General features: G+C 63.9%; 12 protein-coding genes and 1 pseudogene. 9 read left to right on the plus strand and 4 right to left on the minus strand.

The window, feature by feature from the left end; genetic code table 11:
- Positions 1 to 31: 31 nt before the first annotated feature.
- The 3 genes from ABTV68_RS07175 (at position 32) to ABTV68_RS07185 (ending at position 5843) form a co-directional block, all read left to right on the plus strand.
- Positions 32 to 2503, plus strand: a complete 2472-nt coding sequence (locus tag ABTV68_RS07175; RefSeq protein WP_433676943.1) for a family 78 glycoside hydrolase catalytic domain — start codon at positions 32 to 34, stop codon at positions 2501 to 2503.
- 254 nt (positions 2504 to 2757) lie between these two features.
- A complete protein-coding gene (locus tag ABTV68_RS07180) occupies positions 2758 to 3735 on the plus strand; it encodes an alpha/beta hydrolase fold domain-containing protein (protein WP_433676944.1) in 978 nt (325 codons plus the stop codon).
- Between the two features lie 758 nt (positions 3736 to 4493).
- Positions 4494 to 5843 (plus strand): hypothetical protein, encoded by a 1350-nt coding sequence (locus tag ABTV68_RS07185; protein WP_433676945.1) that lies wholly within the window; start codon positions 4494 to 4496, stop codon positions 5841 to 5843.
- 427 nt (positions 5844 to 6270) lie between these two features.
- Here the strand turns inward: ABTV68_RS07185 and ABTV68_RS07190 are convergent, their stop codons facing one another.
- Entirely contained in the window at positions 6271 to 8094 is a 1824-nt protein-coding gene (locus ABTV68_RS07190; RefSeq protein ID WP_433676946.1) for a DUF4209 domain-containing protein, read from the minus strand.
- A 279-nt stretch (positions 8095 to 8373) separates the two neighbouring features.
- Here ABTV68_RS07190 and ABTV68_RS07195 point away from each other — a divergent pair, with 279 nt between their 5' ends.
- Complete coding sequence (locus ABTV68_RS07195; RefSeq protein WP_433676947.1) at positions 8374 to 8763, plus strand: hypothetical protein; 390 nt, start codon at positions 8374 to 8376, stop codon at positions 8761 to 8763.
- A 122-nt stretch (positions 8764 to 8885) separates the two neighbouring features.
- Here the strand turns inward: ABTV68_RS07195 and ABTV68_RS07200 are convergent, their stop codons facing one another.
- Positions 8886 to 12563: a hypothetical protein gene (locus ABTV68_RS07200; protein ID WP_433676948.1), complete on the minus strand. Its 3678-nt coding sequence runs from the start codon at positions 12561 to 12563 to the stop codon at positions 8886 to 8888.
- Positions 12564 to 13032: 469 nt separating this feature from the next.
- Here ABTV68_RS07200 and ABTV68_RS07205 point away from each other — a divergent pair.
- A pseudogene (locus ABTV68_RS07205) lies at positions 13033 to 13317 on the plus strand (SAVED domain-containing protein); the annotation flags it as partial.
- Between the two features lie 534 nt (positions 13318 to 13851).
- On the opposite strand, the gene ABTV68_RS07210 reads toward ABTV68_RS07205, so the two are convergent.
- Positions 13852 to 14739: a helix-turn-helix transcriptional regulator gene (locus ABTV68_RS07210; protein ID WP_433676949.1), complete on the minus strand. Its 888-nt coding sequence runs from the start codon at positions 14737 to 14739 to the stop codon at positions 13852 to 13854.
- Positions 14740 to 14841: 102 nt separating this feature from the next.
- Between ABTV68_RS07210 and ABTV68_RS07215 the strand changes: the two genes are divergently transcribed.
- Genes ABTV68_RS07215 through ABTV68_RS07230 form a run of 4 tightly spaced genes read left to right on the plus strand, consistent with a single transcriptional unit; the run spans position 14842 to position 17877 of the window.
- The gene (locus tag ABTV68_RS07215; protein ID WP_433676950.1) at positions 14842 to 16110 is read left to right on the plus strand and encodes a multidrug effflux MFS transporter; all 1269 of its coding nucleotides are present in this window, start codon (positions 14842 to 14844) and stop codon (positions 16108 to 16110) included.
- A complete protein-coding gene (locus tag ABTV68_RS07220) occupies positions 16098 to 17129 on the plus strand; it encodes a zinc-dependent alcohol dehydrogenase family protein (RefSeq protein WP_433676951.1) in 1032 nt (343 codons plus the stop codon). Before ABTV68_RS07215 ends, ABTV68_RS07220 begins: the two co-directional genes overlap by 13 nt.
- Positions 17126 to 17533, plus strand: a complete 408-nt coding sequence (locus tag ABTV68_RS07225; RefSeq protein ID WP_433676952.1) for a cupin domain-containing protein — start codon at positions 17126 to 17128, stop codon at positions 17531 to 17533. Before ABTV68_RS07220 ends, ABTV68_RS07225 begins: the two co-directional genes overlap by 4 nt.
- Positions 17530 to 17877, plus strand: a complete 348-nt coding sequence (locus ABTV68_RS07230) for a carboxymuconolactone decarboxylase family protein (protein ID WP_433676953.1) — start codon at positions 17530 to 17532, stop codon at positions 17875 to 17877. Before ABTV68_RS07225 ends, ABTV68_RS07230 begins: the two co-directional genes overlap by 4 nt.
- On the opposite strand, the gene ABTV68_RS07235 is transcribed toward ABTV68_RS07230, so the two are convergent.
- Positions 17859 to 18728, minus strand: coding sequence for a helix-turn-helix transcriptional regulator (locus ABTV68_RS07235; RefSeq protein WP_433676954.1), 870 nt, complete (start codon positions 18726 to 18728; stop codon positions 17859 to 17861). The two genes, ABTV68_RS07230 and ABTV68_RS07235, sit on opposite strands and share 19 nt — an antisense overlap.
- Between the last annotated feature and the right edge of the window lie 49 nt (positions 18729 to 18777).

Genomic DNA, 18777 nt, shown 5'->3' on the forward strand with positions numbered 1-18777 from the left:
CATCGACGCGCAGTTCAAAGGACACCAACACATGCACGCTCCTGCCGGCTTCATCGCCGCACCCGGCCCAGCCGACGTCACCGCACCCGCCCCGTACTTCCGCCGAGAGTTCGACGTAGCAGAAGGCCTCGTTCGCGCGAGCCTGTCCGTCACAGCGCTCGGCATCGTGACACCGTTCGTGAACGGCAAGCCCGTGAATGCGGACGACGTTCTCTCACCAGGGTGGACGTCCTACCGCCACCGGCTGAACCTCATGTCGTACGACATCACGGACCAACTGCGCGAAGGCGCGAACGTCCTCGGCGCGATTGTCGGCGAGGGCTGGGCTGTCGGACGAATCGGGTGGGAAGGAGGTCGGCAACTCTACGCAGATCGACCCGCGCTCTACGCACGACTCGAGCTGCACTACGCTGACCGCGTCGACACCGTCGGTTCCGACAGCTCCTTCCGCGTCGGCTCCGGGGCTGTGACAGCGCACAGTCTGTACGACGGCGAAAACTACGACGCGAGACTCGAGCCTGACGGGTGGAACACGAGCGGCTTCGACGCCTCAACGTGGGCGGAGGCAGAAGCCTACGACTGGGACCTCTCGACGCTCGTCGCACCAGAGGGCCCACCGATCCGTCGCATCGAAGAACTCGCACCAATCTCTGTCTCGAGGACTTCGACCGGACGGTACCTCGTTGATTTCGGCCAGAACATCGCAGGGTGGGTTCGGTTCACCGTGGATGGCGACGCCGGCACAACCGTCGTGCTTCGACACGCCGAGCACGTCAACCCGGCAGGCGAACTCGACGTCGAGTCAAATCGCACAGCCGAGGCGACAAACCGATACACGCTTCGCGGCGGGGGAGCGGAGACGTGGGAGCCGAGCTTCACCTTCCATGGCTTCCGGTACGCGGAGATTGAAGGGTGGCCGGGCGAGCTCGCAGCGGACAACCTCCGCGCCATCGTTGTGCACAGCGAAATGACGCGCACCGGCTGGTTCGAAACGTCGAACGCGCTCGTGAACAAGCTGCACCAGAACGTTGTCTGGTCCATGCGCGGCAACTTCGTCGGGCTCCCAACCGATTGCCCGCAGCGAGACGAGCGCCTCGGGTGGACTGGCGACATCAACGCATTCGGACCGACCGCTGCGTTCCTCTACGACGTTCGAGGCGTACTCGGTTCATGGCTCAAGGACCTTGCTGCTGAGCAGTTCGAGACCGGCAACGTGCCCTGGGTCGTCCCGAGCGCCATCCCACAGTGGGAGGGCCCGAACGCACTCTGGACCGATGTCGCGGTGAGCCTGCCGTGGACGCTCTACCAGGAGTACGGCGATCCGCAGATCCTGCAGGACGCCTACCCCTCGATGACGAAGTACGTCAGGCAGGTCGCAGGCTTGCTGGACGAGCGTGGTCTGTGGAGCGCGGGATTCCAGTTCGGCGACTGGCTCGACCCTGACGCTCCACCGAGCAACCCTATGGCCGGCCAGACGAATCGCTATCTTGTCGCGAGCGCGTTCTTCTGCCGCGTGAGCCGAGAGATGGCCGACACAGCAGCGCTGCTCGGAAACGAGGATGACGAACGTGAGTTCACTGCCCTCGCCGACAAGGTCCGTGACGCGTTCCGACGCGAGTACATCGCAGAATCCGGACGCCTGGTCGGTGAATCGGTCACCGCGTATGCGCTCGTCATCAACTTCGGCCTCGTCGAAGATGCTCAGCGTGAACGAGCTGGCGAGCGCCTGGCGGAGCTCGTGGTCGAGCGGGGATACCGGATTTCCACGGGCTTCGCTGGCACCCCGCTCGTGACTGACGCGCTAAGCATGACGGGCCAGCTCGACGTCGCGTATCGAGTCCTCCTCGAGACCGAATGCCCGTCGTTCCTGTACCCCGTGACCATGGGTGCGACGACGATGTGGGAGCGCTGGGACGCAGTCCTGCCGGATGGCTCACTCAACTCCACCGGTATGACATCACTGAACCACTACGCACTCGGCGCAGTATGCGATTGGCTGCACCGCGTCGTGGGTGGGATTCAGCGACTCGAGCCTGGGTACGCGCGCGTGCGCATTGCACCGAACCCCGGAGCCGGACTCACCTCGGCGAAAACTGTCCACGACACGGTTCGGGGCCGGATCGTTGCCGACTGGAGCATCGAGAACGGTCGAGGCACGCTCCATGTTTCGGTACCCGACGGCATGCAGGCGACCGTGCTGCTGCCGGGAGTCGCGGACGCTACCGAGCTTGAGATCACGTCAGGTGAGCACGACTGGGAGTACGCGGTCGACGAGGGATTCGGCGAACCAGCATCGCCCTCGCTCCGATGGTCGATTCGCGACGTCGCTCAGCAGCCCGACGTATGGGACGCAGTTTCCCAGACATTCCAGCGCCACATGCCGACCCTCCCGTTGGACGTCGAATCGAGCCTCGCGACACTGCCATTGTCGTCGTTGATTGAAGCCCTTCCTGGCGTTTCGGACGAGTTCCGAGCGGATCTGGACCGAGCACTCGCGCGGTAACCAACGCATCGCCAGCTCACCGAGAGCGCAGCCCGCGCGCGCCTCGGTGAGCTGGCAGCTGAGCGGAAGCGTCCAATACCGAGTGGTCCACTTCCGTTCCCTGAACAGTGAGGCCTTTCACCTGTCTCGAGTGTCCTCACAGCAGTCGAGACCCCATCAGTAACCCGGTTCACGCGATGGCCCGCGCGGACTGAACTTCGTTCGGTAGGACAGCCGACGAACGAAGAGCCACGTCAAACCCAATGGAGAGTTAGATGCGAAAATCCCTTGTGCGCGCCGCAGTCGCCGCCGCTGCTGCAACCGTCGTCCTGAGCGGCTGCTCAGCGGCAACAGAAACACCCGCGACGACCAACTCGGCGTCGGCTTCGGCCGAGCTTGAGATCGTCGACACCACGTTCGATGGTCCGCACGGCAGCGTGCCGATCCGGATCTATCAGGTCCCCGGCTCTTCACCAGAGAACGGCCTGCTCTGGTTGCACGGCGGCGCGTTCATGTTCGGCGACCTCGAGATGCTCGAAAGCCACTGGGTGGCACAGCAGCTCGCCACCGAAGATCGAGTGGTGATTGCCGTCGACTATCGACTCGCACCGATCCCGGAAGGCCTCGGGCCGGACGCCCCACCCCGAGACGGCCACTTCTTCCCGGTTGCGTCCGAGGAAGTAGCCGCCCTGACAGAAGCACTGATGACAACCGACGACATCTCGGATGCAGACAGCTGGGTCATCGGAGGTGCAAGCGCCGGAGGAAACATCGCGGCCGGGGTGACACTTCGGCTGCGTGATAGTGGCGCAGCTGAGCCGGCTGGACTGTTGATGGCATACCCGTTCCTACACGCAGAACTCCCGGAGTTTCGTCCCGAACTCGTAGACAAACTCGCAGCGCTGCCGGAACCCACCAGCGAGCAGCAAGCGAACACCGGTGCAAGCGATCTCGCCCTCTACTATGTCGGCGGCGACAGCGCCGTCCTGGCAGACCCGTACGCGTTCCCGGGAGGGCACAACCTCGAGAATCTGCCCTCTACGTTCATCGTGAACAGCGATGCGGACTTCTTGCGGGCGTCAGGGGAAGCGTACGCGAGCGAATTGGCAGCCGCCGGTGTGGACGTGCAGGTAGTGCGTGAAACCGGTACCGTGCACGGTCACTTGGATGGGCCAGACAAAGCCGGCTCTTCGGCAAGCATTCACCGGATGGATCACTGGCTCGCTGGCATCGAGTCCGGCACGGCTGATTGAAGTATTCGTGGTTGCTGGTCCCGCTTCATCGCGAGCACGGACCAGCGACCACGAACACTCGGCGAGTGGTAGCCATACATGCACCGATGTGCATGTATGGCTATCTGTATCCCGCTGCCGCCCCTCCTGACGATTCAGGTCTGCACGTCGGTTGAGAACGGGCGGCCATCTCCGCTCGCAGTCAGTTGACGCGGAACGCGTTCTCGTGTCACACGAGTGTTCGCCAAATGTGTGCCAAAAGCGGTCGGCGTTCATATTAGTTGTTGAACGGGTAGTGGAACGGCTTTCACGCCCTCCGCGCGTATTCGCCGACAACGTCAGGTTCGTTCAACTAACGGTCGTTTCTTGAACGCCTGACGAGTGTGTCACTGCGATGTTCGGTTTCGCGGCAGGGGTGCCGGCGCCCGAGCCTCAGCACGTTGTGCCGGAGAACTCGGCGTGTAAGGAACATGTCAGCTGCCGGATCGGCTGAAGCCGCTGATGACCCTGACCCTGACCCTGGCCGCCACTGATGCGCGGCCTTGACCGTACCGGTCGGACAGCGATTGAAGCTCACTCCCGCGCCAGCGCGCGATTCGGTGCTCAAACTCGGGATCGCAAAGCGAACGGTATTAGCGAAAAGCTTGCCTAAGCTCGACGCACGACGTTGCCTTGTGCTGCGCGCCAGAATGGGTTGGCCTGCGATCTGAGCGGGGCCGCCTCTCTCCGCATACGCTGATTGGAATGAACGAGTGAGACGCTTGCGTCATCTGTGGCACATGATCACGTCACGTGCCGAGGAAGCAGATGAAACGGCGGCGCACCGCCGTACGCCGCCCATGGACGAGGACTATGCGCTCCTCCTCGCAGGAGCGGCGCTCGTTGACGTAGTTGCCAAGTGGAACGCCTGGGTCTACCGCAGGGTGGACAGCGTGCATCCACTCACTGGCGAACGCGGCCGAAGGCGTCACTCACTCGACTGCTTGCCGACGCCGGATCCCGCGCTCGCCTTCCATCCTGAGGAACGGTCTTCCCCCAATCCACACGATGTGCGCGGGCAGTTCATGGTTCCGCTCGCATACATCAGGAAGGGGCCGCTTCGCGAGTTCGATGCCCGAGGATCAGACGGAAGTGTCATGCCAGTACTCGGAACACCCGATACCAGTAGGTACGGAGTAGCCATGGTCCGAAGTGAGTTGGCCCGGTCTAGCAGCATTATCCCGCCAGGCGTCATCGATTTGGTCGGAGAAATCGTAGGGCCGACCACTGACGAGGAGGCACTGACCGATGTGGAAACCCTTCTGAGCACAGGGATCTGGCGAGGAACCGAGCGCCTCGACCCGCAGATCTTCGAGGGTAACGACGCCGCTGAACTTCTGCGAACACTCGCCGCTCGATTTCTGCTCATCGGCCTCATCGACGCACAGTGCGCGGGCTCACGTCAGGTCCTGAAATTCTCCTACGACTGGCACGTCGAAGGCTTGCCCCCAAAACACTTCTGGCTGTCGCTTAGGGTCGCGTGCGGGTGGTCCCCGCGAGTACTCGAGGTGCCGCTGGAAGCCGCTTCCGCCGCCGCCAGCTATCACCTCGAGTTCCAGACACCCCCAGAAGCTCGATGCAGACTCCTGAAGTTGCCCGGCGACACTGGCTCATCCGGCCTGTTCGATGACACTCGCAAACCAGTCGCTCACGTTCACGGGCGCTACACCGAGCAGCCGAAAGAAGAAGGGGAGCTTGTCGTGGACCTCCCATTTCGGGGCATGCGTGTAACCGCGACCGTGGCGGCGGCGTTCTCTAGCCTCGTTACTCTCTTAGCGCTTGTGCTTCCTGGCGCAGAGGCCGTATGGCGCAGTGAACCAGAGGGACCTGCGACCGTCCTTCTTGTAGCGCCAGCCGTCCTCTTGGCTCTAGTTGCTTCGCGCGGAGAGAGCGCGCTTGTTCGCGAACCGATGAACATCCTGCGCTTCTTCATACTCTCGTCTGCGGTGAGCCTGTTTCTCGTCGCCGCGAGCTTGGTCGGCGAGCTGCAGGATGGTTGGCTCCACCTGCTCTGGTGGAGCGTGATGGGCTGGAACGGCGTACTGTGTGTGGCGCTGCTCGCCGGATGGTTAGTCAGTGAACGCCGCTAGCCGCTTACCGGCGGGGCTTGCCGACAGCTCAGTCTCGTTGGGTATGCTGAGTCCACGAGAGGAGGGAACGTATGAACGAGTCGTTTAGCCGACGGATCAAGGTAGCGCGAGGTAACGCCGTTCCGGGCGGAAAGATCAGCTCCCTTGGTGCTCGCGGCGCGTCAACCATGGCTGTTTCTTCCAAAGGTTCTGTACAGAGCAACGGCCGCATCTCCTGGGTTGGAAAGAGTCGCTTCGCAGGCTGAGCCGAGAACGATGGAGTGCGGCGTCAGCACGCTGCACAAAGTTGCGAGCAATGCCCGAACGACCGCCGAACGAGCAATCGTCTCTGCTATCAGACGAAGTCCGGGACCGAGCGTTGCGCGCGATTGCTCCAAATCTCATGCCAGGGGTCGCGGCGATTCAAGACTGAATGCTGCCCGAATCGCTACGATGACCGAGCGTCGTCGTCAGTAGCCAGGTCGTGCTCTCGAATCCGAGCAGGCTCCCGTGCCTCCGCTGCCGCCACGTCGTGCATCGCGTTCGAAAAGTCCCAGTCGATGAGCTTCCATGTCAGCCACCATGCGTAGACCGCAGAATCTGAGCCGCGGTTGTCATCTGACACCAACCCGTGGGCATACTCGTTGCGTAGGTTCGGGCCGATTGGGTCGCAGAACAGAGCGCGCAGTTCGAACGCAACGTCTTCGCCGAACACGCGGGTGGCAGCCTCGCGTTCCATGAGCGCAGACAGCCCTATTTCGGTTTGAACGCCGCCCTCGAAGACCCGGGTTTGAACGCCTGCGTTTGTGAGCTGTGTTCGCACGATGTTCTCGATCTGCGGGGCGAGTAGCTGCGCGGCGGTGAGGAAGTCTCCGTCGTATCCGTAGAGCAGAGCTTGCGCGACCATCCGGGCTCGACCTCGGGGGACGAGGGGACTCCTGGACGTGAGATCCAGGAAATGTCCGAGAGTGAGGTGGTGGTTGTTCGTGAGCGCTATCCAGCCAGGCAACACTAGGCCGTTCGTAATCAACCCGATGCGAAGCTCGTAGCTCTCAATCATGCGCCGCCAGGTGTGGGAGGTCACTCCGTGCACCTCGTCATCGGTGCCACCACGAGAGCGCCCAACGACTCTCCCATCCGACGACAAGTGAGTTACGGCCATCAGGGACGTGAGAGGGTTCGTCTTTGAACCCTCTTCTGCCGCGGCCTTCATCGCGTTGAAATCAGCGATCTCGGCCAGGTGGAGGAACTGGTACACGGCTTCGCCGAGAGCGAGTGGCTCGACTGTGGCCCGTGCCGCCCGAGCGATCTCAGTCAGATCGACGGATCTCGACCGAGATCGAAGCAAGCCCATCCCACGTGCATGGGCGGCTGTTATCTCGTGCGCGATCTGCTCTGTTGCCCTTTCGAGGCCGACCGCTGAACGGCGCTCCTTGGGAACAGTGCGCGCAAGCCCCAATGCGCGCTCCAACTCGCTCGCGGCGAACATCGCTGAATCCGGTTGTCCCGTCGCCAGCAGAACCACGGCGTCCGAACGTAAACTCTCGACCACCCACGCGATGTCAACCCATGCATCCTCGTCCGCGCCGCGGACATGATGCCACCTGGCAGCAGCTTCGCGGAACGAGCGACTCGACCCCGGATATTCGTTCAGTTCAGCATGCTGACGCATGGAGCGCGCGATCTGATCGGCGTGCTCGCGCCCGCACCCGTGCTTCAAGAGCAGATCAGATAGCCAGATTGGCTCGAACTCTTCTTGTGGTCGGTCGATTCGTTCAACCATTGCGGCTTCAAGCCGCTTGCCTTGTTCTCCCGTCGGCCCTTTAAAGCGCAGGGCTGTGAGGATGCCCCTGTCGCAATGATGGAGCAGATCAGGCTTCAGTGGCTCGCCCATCACGGCGTCGGCGAGTTCGCCGACAACAGCTGCGTAAAGTTCCGCGCGTTCACGGCCGGTAGATCGAAACGCCAGGACATCCTTCACCCGTATCCGTAGAACTCGGGTCGGAATTTCTGCGGCGACCGCGCTGAGCACGCTCAACTCGTCAGGAGAGAGGTCGTCGGGCACCTTAGTGCGGCGTTGCGCAGTCGCGTAGAAGGGGCCGTACGGGGCATTCCAATCGTCAGGGCGAAGATGAAACGCAGTCAGGTCAGCGAACAGGGAATGCAGAAACTCTGCGTCCGCGCTGCGTTCAGTTTCCTCCTGGCTCAACGCTCCAGGCAGCGCTGCTATCCAGCGCGCAGATGGTGTCGTGTCGCTCGCGGATTCTGTCACCCTGCCATCGTCGCAGATGACACCACGCACGGACTCGCACGTCCCGCCGCGCATGGCTGCCATGTGAGCACGGAGGAAAAAGTCGACGCGCGTGGAGGATCCGGTGTCGCTCAGTCAAGCACGAACCCCGGATTCCCGGGGCAAACGAGCAAACGCGAACAACCCCGAATTGAACAACACCCCCTTCCCCCATGTTCCTGACCGAACAGAGATGACCGCGTCTGGGTACGACGTCGCCGAGATGGCCGTCCGCCCTTTTGCCGGACACCAGATCGTCCAGTGACACTGCTTCTCCTCGCGGAAGGTGTCGCCGACATCGCAAATATCATCCGACCGCAGGCGCGACTGAACACTGATGCCGTCCACACGAGCGAAGGCGAGCTCCGCTTCGAATACTCGGAGCCTCAGCTCGAGGTCATCCTGGACTTGGCTGACGAGCACGGCATCCGCGCCTGGGACGCTGCCGCGTTCATCGCGCAGCAGTTGTTTCCCGACCTCACCATCCTCGACTCGACCAAGGCGCCCGTCGCGACCCTCGACGGGCTCCCGAAGCACAACGGTGTCGACCTGCGCTCCTTCCACGGCGACTCTAACTTCCCGCTGAGCGTCGAGCCGCCGTCCTGGTTCCCGAAGGGCGGGATGCCGAACGTTACGTCCAGCGGGCGCTGACGCCGCGAGGCTGTTGCCCTGTTGACGCCAACTCAGGGCTTCACTCGACCGAGAATTTCGGACCCAGGGATGCCGTCCGTCGCTGCCTGAGATCGAGAAAGCACACACACAAGAGGCCCGGACTACTTTTGCTTCCGTGTGACGCTCATCGTGTCGCCGACGCGCGTGATCTTGCGCACGACTCCCGCAGATTGAAGCTCCTCGAGAACATCGCGCGCGTGAGGTGAGTACGGGATCGGAGTGCTTCTGCCGTGGCCAGGGTCTGCGAGCTTTGACCATGGAGCGCCGAGGAGACGGACGATCTCACGAAGCTCGTCATGCGAGACGTTGGACTTGAACTTCGCTAGCAGCTGCAGAGTGAGATCCACACTGAGCCCGCCTTGGCGAGCTCGTTTGATGCCGCCCGCTTTGGGTGTGTAGTTCGCCCCCTTCAGAGCACGTTCGGCGTAGGCCTGGTGTGCCGCGACAGGCAGTTTCGGGTAGGCAGTGAACGTCTGTACTACCGGATAGTGGACCGAAGCCAGCGCATCGTCCGCGAGCAGCAAGGCGACATAGCTCCCGTCGAGGCTCGTTGGCGAGACGAAATCTCCGAACTCTGTCGACCGTGCAACCGCGTATGCCTGCGTCTCCCAGTCGACCATCAGCCTCGATGCGAAGGCATCGGCGTCATCGAAAAGGAGTCCGTGCTCAAGGAGCATGCCGACGAGCTTCCCGGCGCGCGGCTCGATCTCCGCGGTCGGCAGCGTACCGGGATCTAGCGACAGGGCGAGGGTTACTCTTTGAGACGCGGTAAGCACCGAGGACGGCGAGTTGATGATGGCCAGTGCCACTTCTTGACGGCTCTCCTCGTCATATTTGGAGGACTCGGCGAGCTCGTCAACCTTGGTCAGCGGGATCGCTATGTCGTCGTCGACCTCTTCACGGTCATCGACGTAGTCGGAGACGTTCTCGAAAGTCATCTTGGCGTGTCCGTATCGGAAGAGCGGCCCCCAGACAGTGGCAGGGACGGCGTCGATCTTCTCCAACTCGAATTCAGGATGCGCCATGTTGATGATGTCCGAGCAAGCTTCTGCGTCGGTTCCTCCAGCGACGACGAGAAACCTCTTCAACCACTTCGACGAGTGTGCTGAATGCTTCGTCTCCTCAGACTGGCGACAAGCTTCGAGGTATGAACGGGGAGTCTCTGCGACGAACTCCACCATGTCCGCCTCCACAGCACCCAGTGCATCAAGCGAGATGTCGGATCCGCCGATAAGCACTTCCAGGTTTCGCTGGGTGACCAGATAAGAACGCGACCCGCGGAGCACCTCCACCGCCGCCCGAGGTAGGCCGTCCAGGTCGGGGAGGACCGCCTCGAGCTCGTCGATGAACTGAGCAGTCGTCTTGGCAGATTCGGGGACGGCGTCTGCAGTGAGAGACGGCAGCGAACGGTAGTCACTCTCGATCCGCTTTCGCAACGTCGGACTGAGCGGGTACTCGACATTGCCGTCGCGGTGGGCGATGGCCACATCTATAAGCGCCATGCGGTCTTCTTCGTCCACGGCGGGAGTGGATACGAGATGCTCGAAGACTCTCGGCCAGCGCGTCGCTAGCAACGCGATGAACGCCGCCTTGTGCGTACCGGACTCTAGGTAACGGTCGATGAACTCCTCGATATCGGGATCGTTCATGAGCGTGGTCATCACGATCTTTGCGTCGGCCGCTCGCGATTCGAGCAGGTAGTCGACGATGTCGACGTTCAGCATGCTCTTCTCGAAGAGCACGGACGCCCCTTCGCTCCAGAGGATCGCTTCCACGTCGCTGGAATCCAACTCAAAGTCGGGATCCGCTTTGCGATTGTCGACGAAACGCATGACGTATGTAGTCGCGCGGGGCCTTACGAGCGTTCCATAGAACGACGACATGTGCAGGGGGAAGTAGGAGGTGATGAATCCGTTCGTGACGAGGTCCGACGCTAGTTGCGACGGGAGCACGGCCGATGCCCACGCAGCGAAGGCCAGCCCGTCCGGATTGCCTTCCGTCCCGACTTTATAGCCCCCCTCATTCGCCAAGTCGAACCACGTCATCCGGACCAACGAAGCAAGCTCTTCTTCCTTCGCTGCGATGTCGCGCTCTATGTTGGCCACAACGTTCGACTCAAACTTCTCGAGGTCAAGCGGCATCCCCGTCAACGTCTCAACGACGACCGTGGACAGCTGCATCGCCTGAGTACCGGAGTTGTAGCCGGGAACGTAGGCCTGCACAGTCAGCGGCGCCCCTGCCGCAACGAAGGCTCTCCAGAACTCGGGCGATTGCAGTTCCTCATCATCGACGGCTGCTCCGTTGTACGCGAGCGACGTCGTCGCCAGCCCCGACCCCGGGGCATGAACAAGCGCTTCAACTCGGGTCGTCAGAGCGGAACCGAGAATCGCCGCGTAGTCGCGTACTTCTGTGTTCTCGCGTAGCTTCGTTCGCAGTGCACGCGTCTCTCGGCGAAGTCGGTCAGCGTTAACACGGATGATGTCTCGCGCGATCTCCCACAGCGTGTCGAGCGAGCTTGAGCCGTGGCGGATGTTCTCGAAGTCGGCCATGTGCGCATTCTTGAACAAGACGAGGGCGAATAGCCTGTCCGCCGTCAACTCCGGGACGGGGAGCGCAACGTCTAGAAGGCGGTGCTTGAACACCTCGTATTCGTTGATGATGTTGTGTATGAGGCGCATGTCCGCGAGATGGCGGGCGGCGAGGTCTATTAGGTCCTTCGATACTTTATGGCCACGCTCGTCCAACTCGCTCGCCATCAGATCGCGTGCGTTCCGGTGCGTGATGAACGGCACAACGGGAACGACCAGCTCGAAAAATTTGGTGCGGTTCGCTCGAATCAGTTCCGCGCGCGCCTCGTCGGTGACGCCTTCCAGTTCGTCGCGCCCAAGTCGTTCGAAGACGCTGTCGCGCACTGCATAGATGAATCGAACGTCTCTCCCGCCGAGCTGTTTTGCAGCGTTGAGGATCCCATTGAGGGAATGCAGCGATTCGAAGATGTTCGGGTCGTTGAACCTGTCGAGGTCTTCGATGATGACGATGTCGAGATTCTTGTTCGACTCGAAGAAGTAGATGATCTCGTCGAGGTACTCGTCGAAGTAGCTTGCCGACCGGGAGGGCAACGTAATGGTGGCAGGCCCCGCCGTCACCTTGTCGATTGCAATCCGACCGCGAATGAACGCTCGAACCAGCCATGCGAGAGCTGCCGCGAGAGCTGCAAGAACGAGGAACAGCGCGACCACCCCAACCAGATGCGGTCGCTCAGTGAAGGTGATACCGAGGACCGGCGTGGTGACCACGTCGAGCCCGAAGAGAAGCCCCAGCGAGACCGCGATGGCCGCGGCCATCGCCGCCACGCCCGCCTCCGCCCATCGGTTGTGCCGAACTATTCGATGGAATCGTGAGCCGGATGACTTCGTTGGCTTCTGTTTATACAGGAGCTGCTTGACAATCTCCTTCTGTATCCGGTTCGTCTTCGACGCGGCCGCAGGGTTGGTCTCCGCTGTCGGAACTGGCACGTCTTCCTTGGAACCGAGCGTTAGTAGGGACACTTCGACGACCCGATTCGGGAACGTTCTGGCGATCTCTCGTAGCACACTGCTCTTGCCCGCACCGTACGTGCCAGCGAGGGCGATGTTATGCACGTCCGGGCTTGACTCGATTGTGGACTTGAGAATGGTGAAGTAGACGCCGTGCGCAGAGAAGTTGTATCTCGGTGCGAGCGTCTTGAGGTTCGGCGCAGACCCCTCTACGTGCGTGGGTACCAGCTTGCGTGGTGTCATCGTCTCCCCGTTCCGCGCGGCTCACCCTGCTGCCCAATGGCATCGCCGTCGCCCTGTCTAGTGATCTTATGAGCCCGAGTTGACATCACGGCGAGGGCGTCATCGCAGACCAATGCGCCCGCACCGCGGACCGGAATCGGGACTGGGCAAACACGATGCGAGTTCTGCCTCATGTTCACCCAGCCCTCTTGCACGCGCGGCGCCCCGGAGACCTTGGACCGTCGCGCTATGCCTGGGCGACTAGGAAATCGAGAAGCGCGCCGAGGTCCTCCCACTCTCCCGGATCCACGGATCCCGCTTTCGCACGTGCGACCTTGTCGAAGAATCGCGCTTTCACTTCATCCTTCGACACCCCTTTCGACACTGTCTCGGTCTTCGCAATGGCGCCGATGCCTCTCCTAGTTTTTCTGGGATCAGAGCTTGATGACAAAGGGGACATCCGAGTGTCCCGCGCTTCCGCGATGCCGAGGATTTCGCGTGGTGTTGGCGGAGCAGGCCGGGGTCCGATGCGAATTTCGTTGTCGCGACCACAGGCGTTGACGCAACGGCTACGGAGGTCGTGCTCACGGTTAGTGTCTCCGGTGTGGTCGAGCTGAGTGCGGCACCGGCCGCGGTCGCAGGTCTCCCTCGATTGACCCTAACCGTTGACGCGCCAGGGCCCGATGCAATCCAGACGAAGGCCGACCTTGCCGCCTTCTCGCTTGCGTGGAGGTCAGCGCTCGCACAAGTGGAGATCGATTTTCCCATTGTGTGAGCGTATTCGCATGCTGGCAGCTGTACCCGTTGCAGCCGCGATAGCGTGTGGCCAGCATCACATGCGAGACGCTCAGCCTGCGCGCGTCGTGTACCAACTTGCCGAAGAGGGCTATCTCGAGGCGTTGACCGTATGAACCGAACCTAGTGACGCCTGCCGAAGGGCCGCTGGGCATAGAGGTTCCGTTGGATGGCCGCCCGCAGATCCAACGCGACAGTCAGCGTCGTCCTTCCTGCCGATGTTGTCAGGAACGTGGTTGGATCGGCAGTGGGCGACCGAGCGTTCGTAACTGTGGCGACGTGGTGGAATTCAGGTTCAACGTCTGATTTTAGCTCTGACCAGGACTTTAGGGATCGTCTCGCTGGTCGAGTTTTGATTCAACATTACGGCGACGCCTTAACGCCGAGAAGGAGCCAGTGGGCGCTGTTGCGACGGCAGTGGTGCCCGCTCAACGTGCCCTTCAGTCGCGTTGCTCCGCAGTACGGACCCGAGGTGGCGCATATGAACCGGCCCGACCGTGGTATGGCCCGGCGCTCATGAGTCCTCTGTGATGGTCTGACGTGGGGCGGGCCGGTCGGCGGCCCAGGATGCGAGCAGCCGCAGCCGTTCTGCCGATGGCGAGCCGGGCTCCGCGGTATAGACGAGCATGACGTGGCCGGGTTCGGCGGTGATCGCGAACTCTTCGTACGCGAGCGTCAACTCGCCGACGACGGGATGCTTGAATCGCTTGGTCCCTGCGCCGTGGGTTCGTACGTTATGGGCGCCCCACAGCCTCCGGAAGGTGTCGCTCTGTGTGGACAGTTCGCCGACGAGGTCCTGCAGCGCCCGGTTGTGGGGGTCTCGTCCGGCTTCGGTGCGCATCATGGCGACGCACATGTCGGCGAAGAGGTCCCAGTCGGGGTAGAAGTCGCGTGAGGCCGGGTCGAGGAACTGGAAGCGCGCGAAGTTGGGCGTGCGGCCGCCGTCTCCGATCAGCGGTGAGTAGAAGGCGCGGCCCAGCGCGTTAAACGCGATCACGTCCGATTGGGCGTTGCGGACGACGGCGACACCCTCGGTGAATGCCTCCAGCGCCCAGTGCAGGCTCGGCCGGGCGGCGGGGCTGCGGGTCGCGCGGCGTCGCGGCCGACCGGAGGCAGGGATGCCATCGGCGGCCCTGGCGAGGTCGAAGAGATGCGCGCGCTCGGTATCGTCGAGCTGCAGCGCCCGCGCTACCGCGTCCAGCACCCCGGCAGAGACGCCTGCGATCGCCCCGCGCTCGAGCTTGGCGTAGTACTCGACGCTGACGTCGGCGAGCATGGCGACCTCAGAGCGGCGCAGCCCGGCAACCCGGCGGCCCGTGCCCGCGGGCAAGCCCGCCATCTCCGGGGTCAGCTTGGCACGCCGTGACATGAGGAACTCACGGACGTCGGCTCGGTTGTCCATGCCTCATAGGCTAGGCCGGACCCGGTGCATGAGGGATGCCCTGCCAGTACACCTCTCATCAGGGACTCCCTCGAGCCGTTCGCACGCGGTGTCCTGGATGACGTGACAGCATCCCTCACTTCCGGATCCCGTGTGGGCGCCAGCGGTCCACTGGCGACCCTGCTGCTCGTGCTGACCGTGTTCGGTCCGATCTCGATGGATCTCTACCTGCCCGCGCTCCCGGCTCTGACGACCGAGTTGGGCGCGGCGACCTCGACGGCGCAGCTGACCGTGACCGCCTGCCTGATCGGTCTCGCGGCCGGGCAGCTGATCGCCGGGCCGCTGTCCGACCGATTCGGCCGGCGCGGTCCCGCACTGATCGGTGTGACCGCGTATGTGCTGGTCTCGGCGTTGTGCGCAGCGAGCCCGACCGTCGAGCTGCTCATCGCGGCCCGGTTGGTGCAGGGGCTGGCCGGAGGCGTCGGCATCGTCATCGCACAGGCGGCCGGTCGCGACGTGTACGAGGGCGGGAACCTCATCCGGTTTTACGGGCGCCTCACCGTCATCGGTGGGCTGGCGGCAGTCGTCGGCCCGCTCGTCGGCGGCGCGCTCACGACGATCCTGGACTGGCGCGGCCTGTTCCTCGTTCTCGCGGTGGTCGGTGCGCTCATCCTGGCGTGGGCGGCTCTCGGTCTCCCCGAGACGCTCGCCCCTGGCGGACGTACCGCGGCAGGGTTCGCCGTGATCTGGCGGGACATGCAGACCTTGTTCTCGGACCGGCTTTTCGTCGGCGCGGTCGTCGCGCAGGGCTTTGTCTATGCCGCGCTGTTCGCCTACCTCAGCGGTGCGACCTACGTGCTGCAGGGCGTCTACGGTCTCTCGCCGCAGGCCTATGCACTCGCGTTCGGTCTCAACTCCGCCGGCTTCATGGTGTTCGGCTACCTCGCGGGACGTTTCAGCGAGAAGTGGAGCGTGGTCGGCACCCTGGCGGTCGGTCTCGTGATCGTCGCGCTCGGTGCCGTCGGCGTGCTGATCGCAGGCCTCGCATCCGTTCCCCTGGCCGTCGTCATCGTCGCGCTCTTCCTCCTCGCCGCCGGGACGGCCGTCACCAGCCCGCCCTCTACGACGTTGGCGCTGGCCGACTACGCGCAGATCGCGGGCACCGCATCCTCCGTGCTCGGCGCTGCCCGCTTCGCCTTCGGGGGCATCGCAGCGCCGCTGGTCGGCGTCGCGGGCGCCCTCAGTATCCTCCCGCTCGGCCTGGTCACCACGGTCGCCGTCGCGGCCGCCGGGGTCACCGCCGCTCTCCTTCTTCGACGTCCGGCCCAGGTCACCGCCCCCGCCGGGACCACCCACTCCGTAACGAAAGGACCCCTCGCATGCGTGGAGTAATCATGTACGCACCCCGGGATGTGCGCGTCGAGGAGCGCGCCGACCCGGTCATCGAGGAACCCACCGACGCCGTGATCCGGGTCACCGCAGCCTGCATCTGCGGCTCCGACCTCTGGCCCTACCGCGGGACGGACGCCGTCACCGCGCCCACGCCGATGGGCCACGAGTACGTCGGCGTCGTCGAGCAGGTCGGCGAGGAGGTGTCAAACGTGAAGGTCGGCGACTACGTCGTCGGTTCGTTCTTCGCCTCCGACAACACCTGCGAGATCTGCCGCGCCGGCTACCAGTCGCGTTGCATGCACGCGTTCCCGATGGGTGCGATCGGAACCCAGGCCGAGAAGCTGCGCGTCCCACTCGCCGACGGTACCCTCGTCGCCGTTCCCGGCGCCCCCACCCCTGCGCAGGTGCGCAGCCTCCTCGCCGCGTCCGACGTGCTCGGCACCGGCTGGTTCGCCGCCGTCGCCGCGGAGGCCGGCCCGGGCAAGACCGTCGCCGTCGTCGGCGACGGCGCAGTGGGACTGCTCGGAGTGCTTGCCGCCAAGCGGCTCGGCGCCGAGCGGATCATCGCCATGAGCCGCCACGCCGACCGCCAGGCGCTCGCCCGCCGGTACGGTGCGACCGACATCGTCGAGGAGCGGGGGGATGCCGGCGCCGCAGCCATCAAAGACCTGACCGACGGGTTTGGCGCGCACTCCGTCATCGAAGCCGTCGGGACCCAGGAGTCGATGATGCAGGCGATCCGCGCCACGCGCCCCGGAGGGCACGTCGGCTACGTCGGAGTCTCCCACGGCGTCAAGCTGCCGGGGGAGGAGCTGTTCTTCTCCGGGGTGCACCTGCACGGCGGTCCCGCCCCCGTCCGCCGTTTCCTTCCCGAGCTGATCGAGTCGATCATGAGGGATGAGCTCGATGCCGGAGCAGTGTTCGACCTCACGCTGCCCCTCGCGGCAGCGGCCGAGGGCTACCGGGCCATGGACGAGCGCCGCGCCATCAAGGTGATGCTGGAGACGGAGAACGCATGAACATCGAACCGGCCGTATCCACGATGAAGAACCCGGCGGAGCAGTTTGCTGGCGACGTCTGGGCCGAGCCCATCGCCGCCCCGCACGACGGCGACCAGAGGATGACCGTGGCGCTCGTCCGCTTCGCCCCCGGCGCCCGCACCGCCTGGCACAGCCATGCGCGCGGGCAGTACCTCCGCGTCACCGCCGGGGTCGCCCGATTCGGCGACCGCAACGGCAACATCATCGACGTTCACCCGGGGCAGACGCTCTACACACCTCCGGGCCAGGACCACTGGCACGCCGCGGCCCCCGGCTGCTTCATGGAGCACATCGCCATGTTGGAGGCCGCTGACGACCCCGCGGACACCACGATCTGGAAAGAACACATCACCGACGCCGACTACGAAGGACGAAACGCATGACCGACAACACCCGCGACGGCTGGACCGGAGGGCAGCGTGCCTTCGGCGATTTTGCCCCCGGTCTCGTGCACTACACCGATCAGGTGCTCTTCGACGAGGTGTGGGAGCGCCCCGGCCTCTCCAAGCGCGACCGCAGCCTCATCACCGTGACTGCGCTTCTCGTCGGCGGCAACGTCGACCAACTCCGCTTCCATCTCCCCTTCGCCGTGCAGAACGGCGTCACCCAGGAGGAGCTGATCGAGGCGACCACTCACCTGGCCTTCTATGCAGGCTGGCCCAAGGCCATGTCGGCGATGACCATCGCCAAGGAGCTGTTCGGGGAAGGTCAGGAAACGTCTGCGTGAGGCGCGGACTGCGCAGAGTGCTCCCACGCAGCCAGCAGGGCCAGGCCGTCGGCCGTCGGCGACCCGGGGTCCGCTGTGTAGGTCGTGATGGACGTGTGCGGGTCGCCGGGCAACGTGAAGTCATCGTAGGCGAGATCGAGGCGGCCGACCAACGGATGCATGATCGACTTGCGGCCGCTCGAGTGCCGCCGCACCTCATGACGGGCCCACCGGCCCCGGAAATCGGCGCTTCGCGTGGAGAGCTCGCCGACGAGCGTGGATGTGGCGCGATCGAGCGGGTCCCGGCCGGAGGCCGCCCGCAGGACGGCGACCACGAAGTCCTTCGCATCGTCGTGGTCGACGTAGAACCCTGCCGCCCGCGGGTCGAGGAAGACGAACCGCGAAAAGTTGGCTGGCTGCTCCGCGGAGTCGAGCACCATCGCGTACAACGTGCGTCCGAGGTGATTCGCTGCCAGCAGGTCGAGCCGCTCGCTGATGATGACGGCGGGAACACTCATCGAGTCGATGACCTGCTGCACCGAGGCGGTGATCGGAGTACTCGGCTGTTCGCGCACACGGCGAGGAGCGCCATTCGCGTTGCGGGCGAGGTCGTAGAGGTGGGCCCGCTCGTCGTCGCTCAGCTCCAGGACACGGGAGATGGCATCCAAGACGCCGTCTGACGCGCCACCGATGCGGCCTCGCTCCATCCGTGTGTAGTACTCGACACTCACGCCCGCCAGCATCGCGAGCTCTTCTCGGCGGAGGCCGGGTACCCGTCGCGGTCCGCCGACGTGTCTGAGCCCGGCACGCTGCGGAGTGATCCGTGCTCGGCGACTGGTGAGGAAGTCGCGAACCTCCTGCTCGATCTCCATACGACAACGCTAGCTTCGCCGCCCACGGCGTGGGGGGTCTTGTCAGGGA

The sequence above is a fragment of the Microbacterium gorillae genome, assembly GCF_050990725.1.
In the GTDB taxonomy this organism is placed as follows: Bacteria; Actinomycetota; Actinomycetes; order Actinomycetales; family Microbacteriaceae; genus Microbacterium; species Microbacterium gorillae_A.

Excerpts from the sequence above, each read along its gene's own strand:
- ABTV68_RS07175 (WP_433676943.1), top strand. The coding sequence starts at position 32 with ATGCACGCTCCTGCCGGCTTCATCGCCGCACCCGGCCCAGCCGACGTC.
- ABTV68_RS07180 (WP_433676944.1), top strand. The coding sequence starts at position 2,758 with ATGCGAAAATCCCTTGTGCGCGCCGCAGTCGCCGCCGCTGCTGCAACC.
- ABTV68_RS07185 (WP_433676945.1), top strand. The coding sequence starts at position 4,494 with ATGATCACGTCACGTGCCGAGGAAGCAGATGAAACGGCGGCGCACCGC.
- ABTV68_RS07200 (WP_433676948.1), bottom strand. The coding sequence starts at position 12,563 with ATGACACCACGCAAGCTGGTACCCACGCACGTAGAGGGGTCTGCGCCG.
- ABTV68_RS07210 (WP_433676949.1), bottom strand. The coding sequence starts at position 14,739 with ATGGACAACCGAGCCGACGTCCGTGAGTTCCTCATGTCACGGCGTGCC.
- ABTV68_RS07220 (WP_433676951.1), top strand. The coding sequence starts at position 16,098 with ATGCGTGGAGTAATCATGTACGCACCCCGGGATGTGCGCGTCGAGGAG.
- ABTV68_RS07225 (WP_433676952.1), top strand. The coding sequence starts at position 17,126 with ATGAACATCGAACCGGCCGTATCCACGATGAAGAACCCGGCGGAGCAG.
- ABTV68_RS07230 (WP_433676953.1), top strand. The coding sequence starts at position 17,530 with ATGACCGACAACACCCGCGACGGCTGGACCGGAGGGCAGCGTGCCTTC.
- ABTV68_RS07235 (WP_433676954.1), bottom strand. The coding sequence starts at position 18,728 with ATGGAGATCGAGCAGGAGGTTCGCGACTTCCTCACCAGTCGCCGAGCA.